The following is an 18,582-nucleotide window of genomic DNA, read 5'->3' as shown; positions in this document are numbered from 1 at the left end:
GATGCAAAGGCGTTTTGTCTCCATATGGTTTCGTCAGCTCCTGGCTGACTGGCAGCTGATCCGTAGGCCGGAACTCGTTGAGGTACCTTTTGTATTTGCAGCGCCAGATCATGGGCGGATGATGGTCACAGCGGTCAGCCCACTGGCCTTTGGTTCTGGGGTAGAAGCCGGGATGCGGGCGGCGGATGCAAAGGCGATCTGCCCGGGACTCGAGGTGCTGGACGATAAACCCGGACGTCCGCGGAATCTGCTGCGCAGGCTGGGAGAATGGTGCGTGCGGTATTCGCCCATCGTTGCCATTGATGAGTTTGGTATGGATGGGCTGCTGCTGGATGTATCCGGTTGTACGCACCTTTGGGGCGGGGAGCGTGAATATTTAAAAGAGATCGTTTCAAGGTTAAAGCATAAGGGCTATACGGTGCGGGTGGCGATAGCGGATACGCCCGGTGCCGCCTGGGCAGTTTCCCATTATGGTAAAGTAACGCCGCTGGTTCCCGCCGGTGGTCAATCTGAGGCTTTGCTCGGACTGGTGCCGGAGGCTTTGCGTCTGGAGCAGCCGGTACTGGCCAGGCTGCGCAAGCTGGGTTTTTACCAGATTAAAAGTTTTGTTTCTATGCCCAGGTCGGTGCTGCGCAGGCGGTTTGGCGGGGATTTTCTGTTGCGGCTGGGGCAGGCTTTGGGCAGCGAAGCTGAGGCGTTGGTTCCTTTGCAGGTACCGGTGCCTTTTAGCGAAAGGCTTGCTTGCCTGGAACCGATCAGAACGCGCACCGGAATTGAGATTGCCATTACCAATATGCTGGAAAGTTTATGCAGGCGGATGCAGACGGAGGGCAAGGGCTTGCGGACGGGGGTGTTGACAGGTCACCGGATTGATGGCAAAGTTGTGCAGATCGCTATCGGTACCAGCGGGGCTACCCATAGTGTTTCCCATTTGTTTAAGCTTTTCCAGCTAAAGATAGACCAGATCCGGCCGGGACTGGGAATTGAGCTGTTCGTACTGGATGCACCTAAAGTTGATGCAGTCGAAGTTCCGCAGGAGGAGATGTGGACTTCGCGGCCCGGAATGGATGACCAGAGTGTGATCAGGCTACTGGACAGGGTGGCGGGAAAGATCGGGCCGCAGGTGATCCACCGGTATTTACCGGCTACCTGCTACTGGCCGGAGCGGGCAGTGCTGCAGGCCAGCTCTGTTATCGAAAAGCCCGCAAGTGAGTGGCGGGTGGAGAAACCGCGGCCAACCGAACTTTTGAAACGGCCTGACCCGATTGAAGTGATGGCGCTGATCCCTGATCATCCGCCCGCTTTTTTTATTTACAGGGGCGTACGGCATCAGGTGGTGAAGGCGGACGGGCCTGAACGGATAGAGCGGGAATGGTGGCTGGATAGCGGCGAGCACCGGGATTATTATCAGGTGGAGGATGACCAGGGCCGCAGGTATTGGCTGTTCCGTTCAGGCCACTATAACGGAGATCAAAAGTACAAATGGTTTATACATGGATTTTTTGCTTAGAAAGGGGGCGTGATGGGATATAGTGAATTGCAGGTGACTTCAAACTTTAGTTTTTTGCGTGGCGCCTCACATGCCAGTGAGCTGGTCGGTCAGGCGGAGGCTTACGGTTATCATAAGATTGCGGTCACTGACCGGAATACTTTGGCAGGGATCGTTCGGGCGCATGCCGCTTGCCAGGGAAAGAAGGTGAAACTGATCCCGGCCTGCCGGCTGGATTTGCTGGATGGACCAAGTTTATTGGCTTATCCGACGGACAAAGAAGCTTATGGCAGGTTGTCGGCGTTATTGACGCTGGGAAACCTGCGGGCAGAAAAAGGTTCCTGTCATCTTTCCCGGGCTGATGTGTATGCGCATAGTAAGGGCATGATCTTTACCCTGGTGATGCCTGGGGTATTGAACCGCAGGTTTGAGTATGATCCGGATTTTGTTTTGGCATTGGCGCAGTACCGGGAGGCATTGGGTGGCCAGCTTTATCTTGCGGCAACACGGACCTACCAGGGGAATGACGATAAACTGATCTTCCGAACCGCGCAGCTGTCTGATTTTTACGGGATCCCGGTGGTGGCGACCAATGATGTGCATTACCATGATCCATCGCGCCGGGAACTGCAGGATGTGCTGACCTGCGTACGGGAGAAATGTACGGTCCAGGAGGCGGGTTTCCGTTTGCACCAGAACGCGGAGCGCTATATGAAAGAAGTGGCGGAGATGGAGCGTTTGTTCAGGAAGTATCCTTCGGCCATTAAGAATACGATGGTGATTGCTGAGGCCTGTAACTTTTCGCTGGACGAGCTGAAGTATGTATATCCTGAGGAGATCAACCGGAGCGGGCGCGCTCCGCTGGAAGAACTGGAATACCTGACCTGGAAGGGTGCGCATGATTTTTATGGTGAGGTGATCCCGGAAAAGGTGGTCAATATGGTGAATCACGAAATGGCTTTTGTCCGGCAGATGGATTACGCGAATTACTTCCTTTTTGTGGAGGATATCGTCCGGGAGGCAAGAAGCCGTGGGATTCTTTGCCAGGGCAGGGGATCGGCCGCAAACTCTGCGATCTGTTTTTGCCTGGGCATTACCTCGGTCAACCCGATGAAGTTTGACCTGCTCTTTGAGCGGTTCATTTCTTCTGAGCGGAACGAACCTCCGGATATTGATGTGGATTTTGAACATGAAAGGCGGGAAGAGATCATCCAGTACATTTATAACAAGTATGGCCGCGACAGGGCAGCGATTGTGGCCACGGTTACCCAGCAGCACCAGAAAGGGGCGATCCGGGATGTGGGCAAGGCAATGGGTTTATCGGTAGATACGATAAACCGGCTTTCGGGTTCGCTCTGGGAATATACGGATGAGTGGTTTGAAGGAAAACGGGTTACAGAATCTGGCCTGGATCCAAATGATCCACATTTGAAAAAAACGTTGGAACTGACCGGGCAGATGATGGGCTTTCCGAGACAACTGGGGCAGCATACCGGTGGTTTCGTGGTGACGCAGGGGAAGCTCACGGATTTATGCCCGATCCTGAATGCACGGATGGAAGACCGGACCAATATCGAATGGAACAAGGATGATATTGATGCACTGGGCTTTTTAAAGGTGGATGTTCTGGCACTGGGGATGCTGACCTGTATCCGCAAGACTTTTGATCTGTGCCGCGATCATTACGGCAGGCAATATACACTGGCCAATATTCCCCAGGATGATCCGGATGTGTATGATATGATCTGTCTGGCGGATACCCTTGGCGTATTCCAGATCGAAAGCCGGGCGCAGATGTCAATGCTGCCCAGGTTAAAGCCCAGGGAATTTTATGACCTGGTGATCGAAGTCGCGATCGTCCGTCCGGGGCCGATCCAGGGGGACATGGTACACCCTTATCTAAGGCGGAGAAATAAAGAAGAACCTGTGGTGTATCCTTCCAAAGAGTTGGAGGAGATTTTGGGGCGCACGCTCGGCGTGCCGCTTTTCCAGGAACAGGCGATGAAGATTGCGATTGTTGCCGCCGGGTTTACGCCCGCAGAGGCGGACGGCCTTCGCAGAAGTATGGCTACCTTCAAGTTTAAAGGAATGGTGAACCAGTATGAGCAGAAGCTGATTGAGGGCATGATGGGCAAAGGATATACCGAGGAATTTGCCCGCAGGATATTTAAGCAGCTGGAGGGGTTTGGAAGTTATGGTTTTCCGGAAAGCCATGCGGCCAGTTTCGCCCTGCTGGTCTATGTGTCCTGCTGGCTGAAGCATTATTATCCCGATGCGTTTGCGGCAGCTTTGCTGAACAGTATGCCTATGGGCTTTTACCAGCCTGCGCAGATTGTGATCGATGCACAGAAACATGGCGTGGAGGTAAAGGAAGTGGATGTGAACTGCTCGGGATGGGATAATCTACTGGAAGAAAAGACGGTGAAATATTTTACGGTCCGTTTGGGCTTCAGGCAGATCAAGGGATTGCGGGAAGAGGAGATGGAACTGCTGGTCTCGGCCCGGGGAACAGGATATAGGAGCGTTACTGCTTTGCGCGATGCGGGCGTATCGCTTGCTTCGCTGGAAAAACTGGCTGATGCGGATGCGTTCCGTTCAATGGGCCTTGACCGAAGGAAAGCCCTGTGGGAAGTTTCCGCCTTGCAGGATATGCCGGTGGAAATTTTCAGGGGCCAGCCTTCAGAAAGCGTATTGGAAACGCAGGTGGAGCTGCCGCTGATGAGTAAGGGGGAGCATGTCGTGCAGGATTATGCAACTGTAGGTCTGTCACTGAAAGCACACCCGGTGAGTTTTGTGCGCCCGCAATTGGATATGTTGAATATCCGGTCCTGTCATAAGATCAATAATGATTCCATCGACGGGCAGCTGGTCAAAGTCGCGGGACTGGTACTGGTTAGGCAAAGACCCGGAACGGCTGGCGGGGTATGTTTTATTACTATCGAGGACGAAACGGGCTATTCCAACCTGGTGGTGTTTGAGAAGTTGTTTGAAACCTTTAGAAAGGAAATACTGCATTCCAGACTGCTGATGGTAGAAGGCAGGTTACAGCGGGAAGGACAGGTGGTGCATGTGATCGTGAGCAAGTGTTTTGACTTTACCAAGATGCTGAGCAAGCTGGTTCAGCGGGAAACCGATGAACTGCCCGTGTTGACTTTGGCCAGGGGTGATGAGAAAACCGCGCCTTATCCTGCACAGGATAAAAGGTCACAGGTAAGGGAAGATGCTGGCAAAGGGGCTGGACAAGCTTTCCATGGCGGGAGGAATTTTAAATAAATGTCGAACAATATTGATTCCACTGGAAGGTGGTCTTCTAACCCTGCATAGTAATTGGTATTATTGCAGTTAGAATACTTTCATTATGGATAAAAGAATTGCTATACTTAACTTTGCTCGAGTTCCTGCTGTCTGGTTTTAAGCCAGTAGAGAAAACCACAGGAAAGAATAAACAGCAGAACCTTTATGAATGCAGGAAGCTCATCAAACCAGTTTGATTTTTGATATGGAGGTTTTGTTGGAGGCATTAATTAAAACAGTTAGGCAAATATAATATTTCAACAAGCTTTCTCATCAGCCTGGCTTCGCCTTCAGTAAAAACCGATGCTGTTTAAAGCATAGACGCAAATTATGATATCAGTTGCACATTACAGCGAAAGTGGCTCCTCATCACTTTTTTAAAATACTAGATAAACGTTTGTGTAACGTTTTTTTCTAATTGGACTAAAGAATGTAGGTTTTGTCAGGTAAAAGGGTGTGTTGGTGTAATTTTTTTGCAAAAGGATGATTACATGGAGAAATTGACCAAATAAACATTTAAAATATGCCATCTAACATTACTGCTCCCGACTCTCTTTCAATGGGTATTTACTGCCCCAATCGTAAAACATCAAAAAATATTGAGGCATCTAATCGGATGCCGCGCGAGTTTTTGCTGCAATGGTTAATCGTTGTGGTCGTTTGAAGATTTCCACCTAAGACTGTATTGCTTTATTAGTATTGTTTCAAAGTAAATTGGACATTGCTAGCATTAGCTTTGGTCAATTCCACTTTATATTCTCAAAAATTCACTCTTTATGAAGAATAACTATAAATTTCTTTTTGCGCTGTTGTTTTTATTCCTAAAACATCAACTTTCTTTTGGGCAGTTTGAAGTGCCAAAGGTCATTCCACCCTCACCTGATGTAGCATCCTTAACAAGATATGCAGAAATTCCTGTTAGCTACAGCACAGGTGTACCTGATGTAAGTGTCCCTATTTATACGGTTAAGACAGGGGGGATTTCTTTGCCGGTAAGCATTTCTTATCATGCAAGTGGGGTAAAGGTTAGGGATATTGCGAGTGTGGTCGGTCTTGGCTGGGCCCTGAATGCCGGTGGAACAATAGCAAGGACAGTTTTAGGCAGAAGAGACGAGAGCCTTGACTATATCTCCCCTTACAAAACTACAGATGACCTCCAGACTGCCCGAACCTCTGTTACCAGTGAAGGTGATGCGATCAATCTGATGCATCATTTTCAGAACATGAACAAAAATAATTTTGAGACACAGAGTGATAGGTATGCCTATAATTTTGGAGGTAAGTCAGGATTTTTTAGGTTTGACTGGATTAATGGTTCTGTACGGTTGATTCCGTATGCCCCACTTAAAATTACAAAGGAATACACCGATAATAATGTAGCCCCCCAGAATCTTTATTATGCCATAACGGATGAAACTGGTACAAAATATTATTTTCAGGCGGCAGAGTCGACCACACAGAACGGGATGTCGCCGACTACTGCGTGGAATTTAACAAGAGTGGTTTCCGCTGACCAAAAGGATGAGATAAAGCTACATTATTCTTCTGGTGAGGTTATTGTTCAGCTCTCGGAAGTTACTACCGTGGTGAGAAATCCAGGTAACGGGGATGGCGGTATGTATGGAGTTCCACCATCAACTGAATTTGTCCGGACCCCTATAGGAAGCCAGAATTACCCCAAGCGGCTGGATAGCATAACCACTGCAGATGCCGTTGTTAAATTTGAATACAGCGGTGACCGGGTGGATGGAAGACAGATGCGGTTGGTAAAGATTACTGTGAACAACAGGGTTTCAAATGATGCGATAAAAGAAGTTATTTTAGGGCAAAGTTATTTTGGTACCTCGACAGACCATACCTTGAGGATGAGGCTCGATGGGATCCAGGTGAAAGGCGGTCCGGATTCACAACCAGAGAACTATTCCTATTTGTACAACAATAATGTGCCTCCGGGATACTATACTACCAGTGGATATGTTTTTCCTGGCGGAAGTTCATTCCCGCCCTACATATTAGAAGATTATTGGGGGTACAGTGGTGGGGGCAGTGGAATTCCCAGTGAGTTTCTGGGTTTTTTAGATTCTTCGGAATCAAACCTATATGGAGGTAGTAGAAATCCTGTGGCGGCCTTGGTCCAGGATTGCATCCTGCAACAGATAAAGTATCCAACAGGTGGTAAGACGGTATTTGAATTCGAAAATAACAGGTCAGAAAACCCGAAATTTTATAATTATTTAAATCAGACCAATGCGAATAATGGGATAGTAGGCGGTCTGAGAATAAAAACAATAAAAAATTATTCGGATGAAAATTCACTGGCGTTTCAAAAAACATATACTTATGATGCTGTTGGATCTGAGCAGACCATTTCATCTGTGTTGTTCCGGTATCAACAGCCGATATACTACGGTAGAAGTATAGTGAATGATGGGAGCTATGGTGGGCATATTCCTTTAGGAGTAATTACCAGTAATGTTGCCACCTCTTCAAGTGTTTATCCATTGTCAATCATGTCCGGTTCCCCTGTTGTCTACGGACAGGTATCAGAATACAATGGAACGTTAACAGAAAATACGGGAAAGTCGGTCTTTACTTACCATATACCTTTTGACACAAAACTGGAATCTACTAATATATTAAGTGCCCCGAAATTCATCAACGAATTTACGATCGATAGGGGTACAACAAACCCATTGCTAGCGTCTAAAACAATCTATAAGAATATTAATGGCGTGTATACCAAGGTAAACCAGATAGAAAACCGGTATTCTCCCAGAAGAATGAACGAATTTCTAACGGGCATACGTGTTGATCAGGAGGTTCAGTTTAGGGATCTAACAGGGTACTTCTCTCCTGATCGGTACGACACTCCGTATTTATGGGAATATTTAAATTCATACACCTGGGAGGCAACGAAGGGGTATGAAGACGTAACAACGCTTGATACCACCATAACAACGGATTTTTCAGATCTAAATAATCCGGTGAGCCAAACCACGGTCTACAATTATGACAATCTTGATCACCTGATGCCTACCAAAAAGACCGTCACTGATAGTAAAGGAGGGAACATCACAACAGAGATGAAATATCCCCATGATTTTACCGGAACGCAGCCCTACACCGATATGGTAGATACCTATCATATGTGGGCACCTGTAGTTGAACAGCTAGATTACAAGAATTCGGTTACCCCATTGAGTGCAGTTAAGAACAACTATTACAATTGGGGGAATAATATTGTTGCACCGATAACTATTGCGGGCAAGACCGGAACGGGAAACTATGAATCCCGGGTTACTTTTGAGGGCTATGATGATCATGGGAAGATAAAGGGTGTCTCTAAAACAGGAGCTTCAAAAACATGCTATCTCTACAGTTACAGGTCACAGCATCCTATTGCTGAGATCAAGAATGCAGACTATACGACAGTAGAGTCGTTATTGGGAGGTAGTCCGGCTGTTACTGCTTTTAGTAATCTGGTCAGTCCCGACAAAACGGCGATCGATAACTTTCTTTTGCCGCTGAGGAACAATCTTCCCGATGCATTCATTTCGAGCTATGTGTACAAGCCACTTGTTGGTATGGTGAGCCAGACGGACGCAAAGGGTATAACCGTTTATTATGAGTATGATGCTTTCCAGCGGTTGAAACTGATCCGTGACCAGAACAATAATATTGTCAAGACCTATTGTTACAACTATGCAGGCCAGGTCACCGACTGTAATGCTGGCGGAGGGACGACAACTCCTCAGCCTAGCCAGGTCTATGCACGTATCGAGGTATTGAACCCGAGCTGGAGCGCTCCGATAGACGGGAGTACAACAGAGGCGGATATCTACCTTGCCCTTTATAGTGATGCGGCCTGTACGCAGCCGGTTTCTCTGCCGCAGGGCTTTGATGTGAATGTAAGTACTACGGGCACTTATTTTTACAATAACAGTTCTTCGGTTTCGAGCTGGCCGAATACCTATAGTGTGCCAGCCAATACCAGCCGTGTGCTGCTTGGCCGTTATGTCACCGATTCGTGGTACTCTTATTACGATCCTTATTATGGCACGATAATCAATTCAGAAAACTACACCTACCAGGTGGAAGACAACGGCTTAAATGTTTATATCCCCTCACCAACTTATTAGAAAACCATGAGCAGACATTTATATTTTCCATTATTCATCCTGTTGCTGATGGTGACAGGAATATCAAATTCATCTGGCCAGGAAGCTGGCAGGAGCAAAAAAGAGAAAGAAGAAACGGTGGGCAGGGAACTGGGCCTCGACAAAGATAAATCTGCCAGATTGGTGGAACGGCAGGAGCAGTACCGTGTGCAGGTGGCGGCTGTGCTGCAGGATACCAGCCTGCGCCCCCAGCAGCGCAGTGCCAGGTTAAAGGCACTGGCCCGGGAGCAGAGCGCCGCGCTCAATATCCTTTTGAGCCCCCAGCAACGGGAAAAGATGTCGGCTGCGATCAGTTCACGGAACGGGGCCCGAACAGCGGCGCACCAGAAAGAAATGGAATCCAGGCTTCCCGGGAAAAAGGACAAGAGATTGGCCGTTGACAGCACTAAAGTTAAACTAAAGAATTAATGCCTCTCCAGATGAAAACAGGAATAAAGATTACCGGCATATTTACCGGGCTTTTAGCCCTCTGTGCAGGCCTTGCAGGCCATGCGCAGCTTTCGGTCAGCTATTCGCCTTCAAGCCAGAGCTATGGTACAGGGAGCGCTATCTCTACACTTTCCCCGACAGTTAGCGGAGGTGCCGCATCAGCGGGCGGACAGACGACGACTACCTTTGTCAGCAGCGGGCTGTATAACCCGCTGAACACGGCAGTGGATGCGGCGGGCAATGTGTACATTGCTGATTCGGACCACAACCAGATCCAAAAAGTTACACCATTGGGTACCATGAGCATATTGGCCGGTTCCGGATCTGCGGGATCAACAGATGGTACGGGTACGGGGGCAAGTTTCCAGCACCCTTCTGCACTTGCTGTTGATGCTTCGGGCAATGTGTTTGTTTCCGATCAGCAGAACCACCGGATCCGTAAGATTACCCCGGCAGGGGTAGTGACGACCTTTGCGGGCAGCGGATCACCTGGCTTTGTGAACGGAACGGGGACGGGTGCAAGTTTTTACAGTCCGATCGGCCTGGCCTTTGATGCTTCGGGCAACCTTTATGTGGCCGATTATTCGAACAACCGGATCCGCGTGATTACGCCATCAGGTGTGGTGAGTACCTTTGCGGGCACGGGTACGGCAGGGTCTTCCAATGGCAGTGCCTTATCGGCCACCTTTCACAATCCGATGGGTGTGGCGGTGGATGCCTCGGGCAATGTTTATGTGGCCGACAGGCTGAACCATATGATCCGCAAGATCAGCGGGGGCACGGTGAGCACGGTTGCCGGTAACGGATCGATGGGCTCGGCGAGTGGTTATGGTACATCTGCTACTTTCCAGTACCCCAACAACCTGGCGGTGGATGGCTCGGGAAATATCTATGTGGCCGACCAACAGAACAATATGGTCCGCAAGATCGATGCTTCAGGTTATGTTTCGGCCTTTGCGGGCGCGACCTCTTCGGGTACGGTAAACGGTACGGGTTCGGGGGTAAGGCTGAGTTCGCCCTACGGCTTAAGTATCGATAGCCAGGGGACGCTTTATGTGGCGGAGATCGGAAGTCACTATATCCGCAAGATCGCCACGGCTGCTTTTACGGTTGCACCAGTGCTACCGGGCGGTCTGAACTTCAACAATACGAACGGCAACATCAGTGGGGTTCCAACGACAGCGTCTGCTGCAGCCAACTATTATATTACGGCTTACAATACCGCCCAGAGCAGTTCGGCCTTTGCGCTGAACATTACTATAATAGGTGGAAGTGTTGCGGGCATCCAGCCGAGTTACAGCCAAAATTTTGTTATGGAGACCGTTGTAAAAGAGGCCGGTGCAACCAGTTTGGCCCAGGTAGGCAGTTTGCCTGTTGCTCAGGCGAACCGAAACATTCAATATTTTGACGGGCTGGGCAGGCCTATGCAGGCCGTGCAGGTACAGGCAAGTCCAGGCGGAAAGGATATTGTGCAGCCCACAGCTTATGATGCCTACGGGAGGGAAACAGTAAAATACCTGCCTTATGCGGCGCAGTCGGCAAACAACGGAGCTTATAAAGCTGATGCTTTGATCCAGCAGTCGGATTATTACGGTATTAGCACCGGCTGGGATGCAAATGTGGTTAAAACGCCGGTACCTTACAGTGTAACGGTGTTCGAGGCTTCACCATTGAACCTCGTGGAGCAACAAGGTTCGCCGGGTGCAGACTGGCAACCTGTTACAGGCCGGACAGTAGTAAGTGAATACGGGGCCAATGTGGCGGGGGATGTCAGGAAATGGACGGTGAACAGTTCCGGTGCGAGTTCTGGAAGTAGTTATTATGATGCCGGAAAACTTTATAAATCTACTATAAAAGATGAGAACTGGGTACCTGGGGATGTAAAGACGGGTACAACAGATGAATATAAGGACCTGGAGGGACGGGTAGTGCTGAAGCGTGTCTGGGAAACGGATATTAAAAGCCTTTCGACCTATTATGTATATGATGACCTGGGTAATTTGCGCTATGTACTACCACCGGCAGTCAACCTGAACACTGATAGGTTATCCGCTGAGATCGCTGGTTTTACCGAATCGGATGATGTCTTCAAGGATTTTATGTACGGTTATCATTACGATGGCCGGAAACGGTTGACCGAGAAAAAGATCCCCGGCAAGGACTGGGAATATATGGTGTACAATACCCTGGACCAGGTGGTACTGACCCAGGATAAGATACAGCGTAATTCCAGCCAATGGCTGTTTACCAAATATGATGCCTTAGGTGGGACGATCATAACGGGGCTGTATACGGATTCAAGGGAACGCGGGCCTATGCAGGATTATGTGAATGGGCTGTTAGCTGATAACACCTACCAGTTATGGGAGGTGCGGAACAACAGCAATGAAAGCAACACCTATACGGGCTATAGCAACAATGCTTTTCCAAAAAGTGTAACCTATTACCATAGTATCAGTTATTACGATGACTATAACTTCTATAACAATACTTTTGGCCTGCCGATACTGCCGCAGGTCAGCGGTGGGCGTACCAAAACGCTGCTGACCGGAAGCCGGACGACGGTACTGGGTACCGGGACGATGCTGCTGAGCGTAAACTACTATGATGGGGACGGACGGGTAATCACGGCCAAGAGCGAGAACCATATTGGGGGCAGCGATGTGGTGGACAATGAGTGGAACTTTGATGGTAGCTTAAAGAACAGTACACGGGCGCATGTGGGGAACGGTGCGCTGACGACGATTGTTAACAGTTATGCCTATGACCATGTGGGCAGGAAGAAAACGACCAAGTCCCGGGTCAATGGCGGAGACCTGGTGACTTTAAGCAGCTTAACCTACAATGAGATCGGGCAATTGAAGGGTAAGGGACAGCATAGTACCGATGATGTGAATTTTGCGCAGCAGACTGGCTATACCTATAACGAGCGGGGCTGGCTGACCAGCCAGGCCAGTTCGCTGTTCAGTTTTACACTGGGCTATAACAGTGGCATTGCCCCGCAGTACAACGGGAATATCTCCGCGCAGACCTACACCAATGGAGGAGCTTCCAATACTTTTAACTATAGTTATGACAGGTTGAACCGTTTGACGGTGTCCAGTGCCGGGAACAGTTTGGGTGAAAGCATGAGCTATGATGTGATGGGGAACATCAAAACCTTGGGCAGGGATAACTACGAGACCAATGACTATCATATCGATCAGTATCAAGGCAACCAGTTAAAGACCATCAGCGGCTTTACCAATGGAAGTTATACCTATAATGAAAACGGGAACCTCACCATTGACGGCCCTAACGGGAATACAATTGGCTATAATTACCTGAACCTGCCGGTACAGGTGAGCGGGAGCCAGAACGTGAATTATACCTATGACGCAACGGGCAGGAAACTGATCAAGGTAAGTTCTGTAAACGGCAGGGTCGACTACTTTGATGGAATTGTTTATAAGCCCGATGGTACCATTGACTTTATCCAGACCGAAGAGGGGATCGCGCGTAACAGCAGCGGTGTTTATAGTTACGAATACAACCAGGCAGACCATTTGGGGAATGTGAGGGTGAGTTTCCAGAAGAACCCGGTATCGGGCACCGTGGATCCGATCCAGCGGGATGATTATTATGCTTTTGGTTTGAGAAAGGTTGCAAGTGGCGGAACAAATAAATATCTTTACAATGGCAAGGAGTTGCAGGAAGAGCTGGGAAGCCCGGGACACGGACAGTATGATTATGGTGCAAGGTTCTATGACCCGGTTATTGGAAGGTGGAATGTGGTTGACCCACTGGCGGAAGGCAGGGCTGAGATGACTCCTTATCATTATACCAGCAATAATCCCATCAACAGGATAGACCCAGATGGTCGATGGGATTGGTATAAATCTACAGATAATACAACAGTAAAATGGTTTGATGGAGATGGATACCAGGAAGGTTATAATAATATTGGGGCATCGAATGTCATCACAACGACTAATAAGGCTACCGGAGCGGTTCTTGGTTCAGTAAATCTAAATGATGATGGTTCAGCAACGAATGCGCAAACTGGTGAATTTGCAACTTCTTCAATAAGTGGTAACACTAAAATTGAGGCGAATCTAGAGGCTTCATCCATGCGTTCTATGAATTCAATGGGACAAGATTTAGCTATGTTAAGCATGAAATCTGTTGGAATGAGAGTCCTTGGAGAAATTGTTAATGCTTTATATCCAGCTGATAATCGCTACGATGCACCTAAAATTAAATTTCCAGAAAAGAATAATGAAATTGAAAAGCCACAAGGATGGAGAACTGAACCAACTAAAAAAGGTAATGGTACTATAACACGAGATCCAAATAGTGAACATAATTCAATAAGAGAAATGCCTGGAAATCCAAATAGTATTAATCCTGCACAGCACAAACCTTACGTAATCTATAGGAAAGACGGGATAAGTTATGATGCATTGGGTAGACCGGTAGATGCTAGGGATCCAGCTGCACATATTCCAAGAGATATATTTGATATTACTAAAATGCCTAAATTCGAATAACAAAAAATGAAAAAGGTCTTAGAAGATATATTTAATGATATTTTAGAAATATCGGATATAAATATGCAGAAAAAAATGTGGCTGAATGAAAATAATGACACTGGCTTAATATCATCTTATGTTGAATTAATGAATAGATTATTTGATGATAATAATTTTAGTTATGTGATAGAAAACGAGGCAATTGCTTTAGATTTAGAGCCCGAACTAATTTTTGCGCTCAAAACACTTAGAGATGCTCTAGATGGTTACGTTGATAAAGAAACTGATCAAGAAATTATCACAGATCCTAAATGGATTGAAATTTCGGAGCAAGCAAAATCAATTATCAAAATGTGGACATAATTAGACTCTATCTGGTCTTAGCCTCGCTAAGACAAAAATGTAAGTTAAATAACAAGCCCAGCAGTTTAAAAATTGCTGGGCTTCGTTATTTCTGTGCCAGTTCCAGTTTAATGAGCCTTGCTTTTATTGCTCCGTAAGTGCGAGAATGGAGTTTGGCGAGTTGGGTAATCTTGGCGCCTTCGCTGAAACGTTGTGTGAGCAGGTTATCTTCTTCTTCACTCCATGGCATTCCCTGGTTACCTTTTTCAGCTACCGCCCTAAGTTCATTAAGTGCAAAGGATAGCGCCCTTATGATTTCGGGCTGGTTGTACGGGCTATCGGCAGGAAATACTTCTCCGGTTTCGGGGTCGGTACCAGCGGCCAGAGCCTGAAGGATCTCCAGGGTTCTATCCTCGCTTTAAAGCTATAGATAAGTATGCTATCGGTGCCAGTTAGAAGGGTATTTATGATTGTAAACTCAACCTGGTATATTAATTTTTATATTTTGTTGATTCTATAGTCTATATCTTAAGGCTATATTTTTTGCAATAGCTTTAATCAGTCCATGGTCATCCTCAATTGTCCGTTCAAGGGCATCCCATTCTTTGTTTTGGTTTTGCACAAAGGTCAGTTCTTCACCTTGTAGACTGATTTTTATTTCCTTGGTTTCTTTATCGATGATTTTGCTGAGAACGGTATAGGTGTAATCTTTGTTCTCAACGGTGATGCGCATGGGTAGACTCATTGGAACAAAGATAATGGATTGAGGGCTTTGCTCGGAAATCTTTTATTCCACAAATTTCAATATTTGCTGCTGTTGTTGACGTAGGGGTCGCATTTCAGGTATAGGTAGTTTTCGTCCTCGTGCCAGCAAAAAGTAAAGCAGCATTTCCAAAGCCTGTTATTCTCTACGACCGCGCCAGTGCAAAATCTTTGGTCAAAGCCTTGTCTTTTCAGTTCGGTTTTCTTGACCATGCTTTCTCCGATATCTCCCGGTTTAAGGTCGTAATCCAGAAGTATTCTGTAATTGTTTTTTATTGCTTTGAGTACATCTGGAAAAAGCCTGTTTTCTTCTGCACGTTTTACTGACCGGATGCGGCTGTTGTAGTTGTTTTTGCAGTCTACGTTGCAGAAGATTTTTCCTGCCCTGCCGTGGAGTTCTTTTTCACAGTAGCGGCAGTGTGGTTTTTCAGTTGGTGCTGTGCGCTGGTTCATGGTTTTGTTACTGTTTTTCAATGGTTTATAGTACCTAATATCGGATAATTTTTTCTGAAAACTGTTAGGCTCTTTTGGGAACGGTTATCTTTTTCTGGAAATTGTTATCCGGTTTCGTTATCAGATAAGTTGATTTTTTCTGCTGTAATTTTTTTAACTGCATGGAATTTTGGTCTGGAATTAAATTTTATACGTGATGAAAAAATACAACATTTTGGTGTCGGAGACTTTCTCCCGTGGGAGAAGGCGTTATTTTTTGGATTATAAGGTTGCCAGTAACAGGAGTAATTATATCTGTTTTACCCGTAGCGATGCGCGAGGAGATGGTACTTACAATATGGAGCGCTTGCGTGTATTTCAGGAGGATTTTGAAATGCTGATCGAAAGCTTTTCTTCATTGATGATGATGGCCGCTCATTATGGGCAAGGCTATGAATCTATTCAGGATATGCGTCTTTTGAATCAGAAGGAGCTGCGGGGGATTAAAGCAATGGAAGTAGAGCTGCGGCCGCGGGAAAAGATGCTGGACAATGGTCCGGTTGCAATGACTGATACCGAATTGCTGGCCATGCTGATCGGTTCCGGAACGCCCAATGAATCGGCGATTGACCTGGCCCAGCGTATACTGGATAGTGTAGAAGGAAGTTTGCTGGAATTATCTGTTTTGGGTTTTTCCGGGCTTTGCCGTTTTGCGGGGATGGGAATTGCCAAATCGAGTTCGGTTATGGCGGCGATGGAACTGGGCAGGCGGCTTTGGCGGTATTAGATTTATGGATTTCTGATTTCTTTTTGCCCTTGGTATTCCGCCAAGGGCTTTTTTATTCTGGTTTCTTATGCTGATTAAAAAGACTTTGGATTTTTTGTGAAGGATAGATTTGGGAGAATGAGTTTAATGTGAGCGGTTAAGGTGCTTTTAACTGAACAAAATTTTGCTTCTACCTTTTTTGAGCACAAATTTCTGAACAATCCATTTTCCGCCAAGACCGGTGCCCTGCGGGTTTGCTGGAAAAAAATCTTCCCTGTGAGCTAGCGCTCACGAGGTTTTTTTTTCCGCAAAGTCTTGTCTTGAAAAATGGATTGTGTTCAGGTGAGGGTGACTATCAAAAAGGCAGGAGGCTCCTGCCGACTGATATTTTTTAAAACCCAGCGTACCATGAATATGATAAAAGGCAGAAGCCCTCCGATCCCAGTTTTTTGACCTTGTTAGCGCCAGAGGTGCTAGCAGGGTTTGGCGCCGATGGCGGCTGTTTCAATTTTTTTTACTCACATATTAATATTAAAAGTTATGAAAACGACAGTAATTAATTCCAGTGCAATTGCAAATAATGGTTCAGTGGATAATAAAGCTAATGGCTTGGCTGGTAGTGGTGCTGCCGCTTCTAGTGGCAGTGCAATTGTACCGAACAAGGATTTTGATAAGCCTTCGGATAATGCTAAAAAGGAGGTAGAAGCGCGTGAGGGGGCAAAGGTGGAAACTTTGAAGGCTAAAATGGATGCCGAAAAAGGGAAAACTGAGGCTGCGGAGAAAGCCGCGGGTAAAATGCCTGCGGTGGAGCTTAAACCTGTCAGGAATTTGGATTCTACGATTAAACTGGCTTTGGATCTGACCCGCCGTATCAACCAAAGGGGCAAGTTATTGGAAACCATCGGCACGTTGGAGGCTTTTGAGGTGGCGCAGCAGGATGATGCGGAGGAAACAGATGTTAATTTTTATCAGGGCTGTACGCTGACCATTGAGGATGATAACGGCAGGGAGTTTAGCACTAAAAACCCTTTTATCATTAAAGCAGTGGCGGCGGATGTTAACCGTCTTTGCGTGGATAAATTGGCAGAGATTGAAAGCGAGATTTTTATTCCTGCTTAAAATGCTGATGCCCTTTGGCGCGAGACCAAAGGGCATTTATTTTTTGATTTAATTTTTTGAGCGATGAAACACGATTTTAAAGAGCGCAAGGAAAACCGCATCAATTATGCGAAGGCTCAGGCTGCCAAAAACGAAAAAGAATCCGACCAGCTTTACAGCTCGGCCACCGATATGGCTTCTGTCATTCCCATGGGGCAACCGATTTTGATTGGTCACCATAGCGAAAAACGGGACCGCAGGTACAGGGAACAAATACATGATACCATGGGCAAGTCTGTTGAAAAGCAGAAAAAGGCGGCCTATTATGCAGACAAAGCAGAAACCATTGCCTCGAACGATGCTATTTTTTCCGATGATCCCGAGGCCTTAACAAAATTAAGGGAGAAACTTTCTCGGCTGCAAGCCCTGCAAGAGTTTATGAAATCAGCCAATAGGTGTTTGAGGAAACAGGATAAAGCCGCGTTTTTATTGTTGCCCTCAGCAACCGCTGAAATCTGGGCGCAGCTGAATGATACCAGCCGTGGTGGTTATGTTGGCTTTCCTTCTTACAGTTTGACCAATAACAATGCAAAGATCAAAACGGTCGAAAGCCGCATTAAAATGCTGGAGGCAATCGCAGCAAGGGCGGAATTTGATCAGCAGGTTGGCAGCGTTCGGATATGGGAGAACAAGGAGGCGGGTAGGCTGCAAATGATTTTTGATGGTAAACCGGTGGAGGAAATCCGTAAAGAGTTAAAACGTCACGGTTTCCGTTGGAGCGGTTCGCAAGGGGCTTGGCAGCGCCATATTTCTGATAATGCACTTTACTGGGCGAAGCTGATCGCTGCCAAAGTAAATAATGTTTGACCAGCAGGGGGACTCGCTTCCCCTTAGCTTAATTTATCAGCTTATGAAAGCTTTACATGAATTGACCAATACGATGAAAGGGAGACTTTTGTTTGATCTTTTTCCCGATGAAATGCCTGCGCTGCTGGATAACCTTGCAGAGGTGTGCGCTGATTTCCACACAAATCAAGAAGACTATAAAAAGAACTGGCATGATGGGTTTATGCCCTTTGATTATTGGTTCAGCCTATCCGAAGAATGTGCGGCCTTGCTTAAAAAGCACGGCCAAAAGGTGCGTAAAAACAGCAAGGTGTTCTCTGATCAGCTTTTTTACGGTTATACCGCGCTTTTTGTCAATGACCGCATTGTAAAGTATGCGGCCTGTTCGGGGAACAGCAAATTTAAACAGGCGGTAGAACTTTTTTATACTTAAAC

General features: G+C 46.9%; 13 protein-coding genes. 10 read left to right on the top strand and 3 right to left on the bottom strand.

What is annotated here, in order from left to right; translation table 11 throughout:
* Position 1: 1 nt before the first annotated feature.
* From ACTJKN_RS02405 to ACTJKN_RS02380, 6 genes are all read left to right on the top strand, one after another.
* Positions 2–1,510, top strand: a complete 1,509-nt coding sequence (locus ACTJKN_RS02405) for a Y-family DNA polymerase (protein WP_440822348.1) — start codon at positions 2–4, stop codon at positions 1,508–1,510.
* Positions 1,511–1,522: 12 nt separating this feature from the next.
* Positions 1,523–4,762, top strand: coding sequence for an error-prone DNA polymerase (locus ACTJKN_RS02400; protein WP_440822347.1), 3,240 nt, complete (start codon positions 1,523–1,525; stop codon positions 4,760–4,762).
* A 797-nt stretch (positions 4,763–5,559) separates the two neighbouring features.
* Positions 5,560–8,922: a hypothetical protein gene (locus ACTJKN_RS02395; protein ID WP_440822345.1), complete on the top strand. Its 3,363-nt coding sequence runs from the start codon at positions 5,560–5,562 to the stop codon at positions 8,920–8,922.
* Between the two features lie 6 nt (positions 8,923–8,928).
* Positions 8,929–9,369: a hypothetical protein gene (locus ACTJKN_RS02390; protein ID WP_440822343.1), complete on the top strand. Its 441-nt coding sequence runs from the start codon at positions 8,929–8,931 to the stop codon at positions 9,367–9,369.
* Positions 9,370–9,380: 11 nt separating this feature from the next.
* Positions 9,381–13,919 (top strand): DUF6443 domain-containing protein, encoded by a 4,539-nt coding sequence (locus ACTJKN_RS02385; RefSeq protein ID WP_440822341.1) that lies wholly within the window; start codon positions 9,381–9,383, stop codon positions 13,917–13,919.
* A gap of 6 nt (positions 13,920–13,925) precedes the next feature.
* Positions 13,926–14,264, top strand: coding sequence for a hypothetical protein (locus tag ACTJKN_RS02380; RefSeq protein WP_440822339.1), 339 nt, complete (start codon positions 13,926–13,928; stop codon positions 14,262–14,264).
* Positions 14,265–14,349: 85 nt separating this feature from the next.
* On the opposite strand, the gene ACTJKN_RS02375 is transcribed toward ACTJKN_RS02380, so the two are convergent.
* The 3 genes from ACTJKN_RS02375 to ACTJKN_RS02365 form a co-directional block, all read right to left on the bottom strand.
* Positions 14,350–14,493: a hypothetical protein gene (locus ACTJKN_RS02375; RefSeq protein ID WP_440822337.1), complete on the bottom strand. Its 144-nt coding sequence runs from the start codon at positions 14,491–14,493 to the stop codon at positions 14,350–14,352.
* A 264-nt stretch (positions 14,494–14,757) separates the two neighbouring features.
* The gene (locus ACTJKN_RS02370; RefSeq protein WP_440822336.1) at positions 14,758–14,988 is read right to left on the bottom strand and encodes a hypothetical protein; all 231 of its coding nucleotides are present in this window, start codon (positions 14,986–14,988) and stop codon (positions 14,758–14,760) included.
* A gap of 56 nt (positions 14,989–15,044) precedes the next feature.
* Positions 15,045–15,458 (bottom strand): hypothetical protein, encoded by a 414-nt coding sequence (locus ACTJKN_RS02365; RefSeq protein WP_440822335.1) that lies wholly within the window; start codon positions 15,456–15,458, stop codon positions 15,045–15,047.
* 196 nt (positions 15,459–15,654) lie between these two features.
* Between ACTJKN_RS02365 and ACTJKN_RS02360 the strand changes: the two genes are divergently transcribed.
* The 4 genes from ACTJKN_RS02360 (at position 15,655) to ACTJKN_RS02345 (ending at position 18,580) form a co-directional block, all read left to right on the top strand.
* Complete coding sequence (locus tag ACTJKN_RS02360) at positions 15,655–16,224, top strand: UPF0758 domain-containing protein (RefSeq protein WP_440822333.1); 570 nt, start codon at positions 15,655–15,657, stop codon at positions 16,222–16,224.
* A 519-nt stretch (positions 16,225–16,743) separates the two neighbouring features.
* Positions 16,744–17,322, top strand: coding sequence for a hypothetical protein (locus ACTJKN_RS02355; protein WP_440822331.1), 579 nt, complete (start codon positions 16,744–16,746; stop codon positions 17,320–17,322).
* Positions 17,323–17,385: 63 nt separating this feature from the next.
* Entirely contained in the window at positions 17,386–18,168 is a 783-nt protein-coding gene (locus ACTJKN_RS02350) for a DUF3560 domain-containing protein (RefSeq protein WP_440822329.1), read from the top strand.
* A complete protein-coding gene (locus tag ACTJKN_RS02345) occupies positions 18,161–18,580 on the top strand; it encodes a hypothetical protein (RefSeq protein ID WP_440822328.1) in 420 nt (139 codons plus the stop codon). The genes ACTJKN_RS02350 and ACTJKN_RS02345 overlap by 8 nt, the downstream gene beginning before the upstream one ends.
* Positions 18,581–18,582: the final 2 nt, after the last annotated feature.

Origin of the sequence: Pedobacter sp. 22163 (assembly GCF_052045595.1) — a bacterium.
GTDB lineage: Bacteria > Bacteroidota > Bacteroidia > Sphingobacteriales > Sphingobacteriaceae > Pedobacter.
This window is presented reverse-complemented; position numbering and strand designations above follow the sequence as displayed.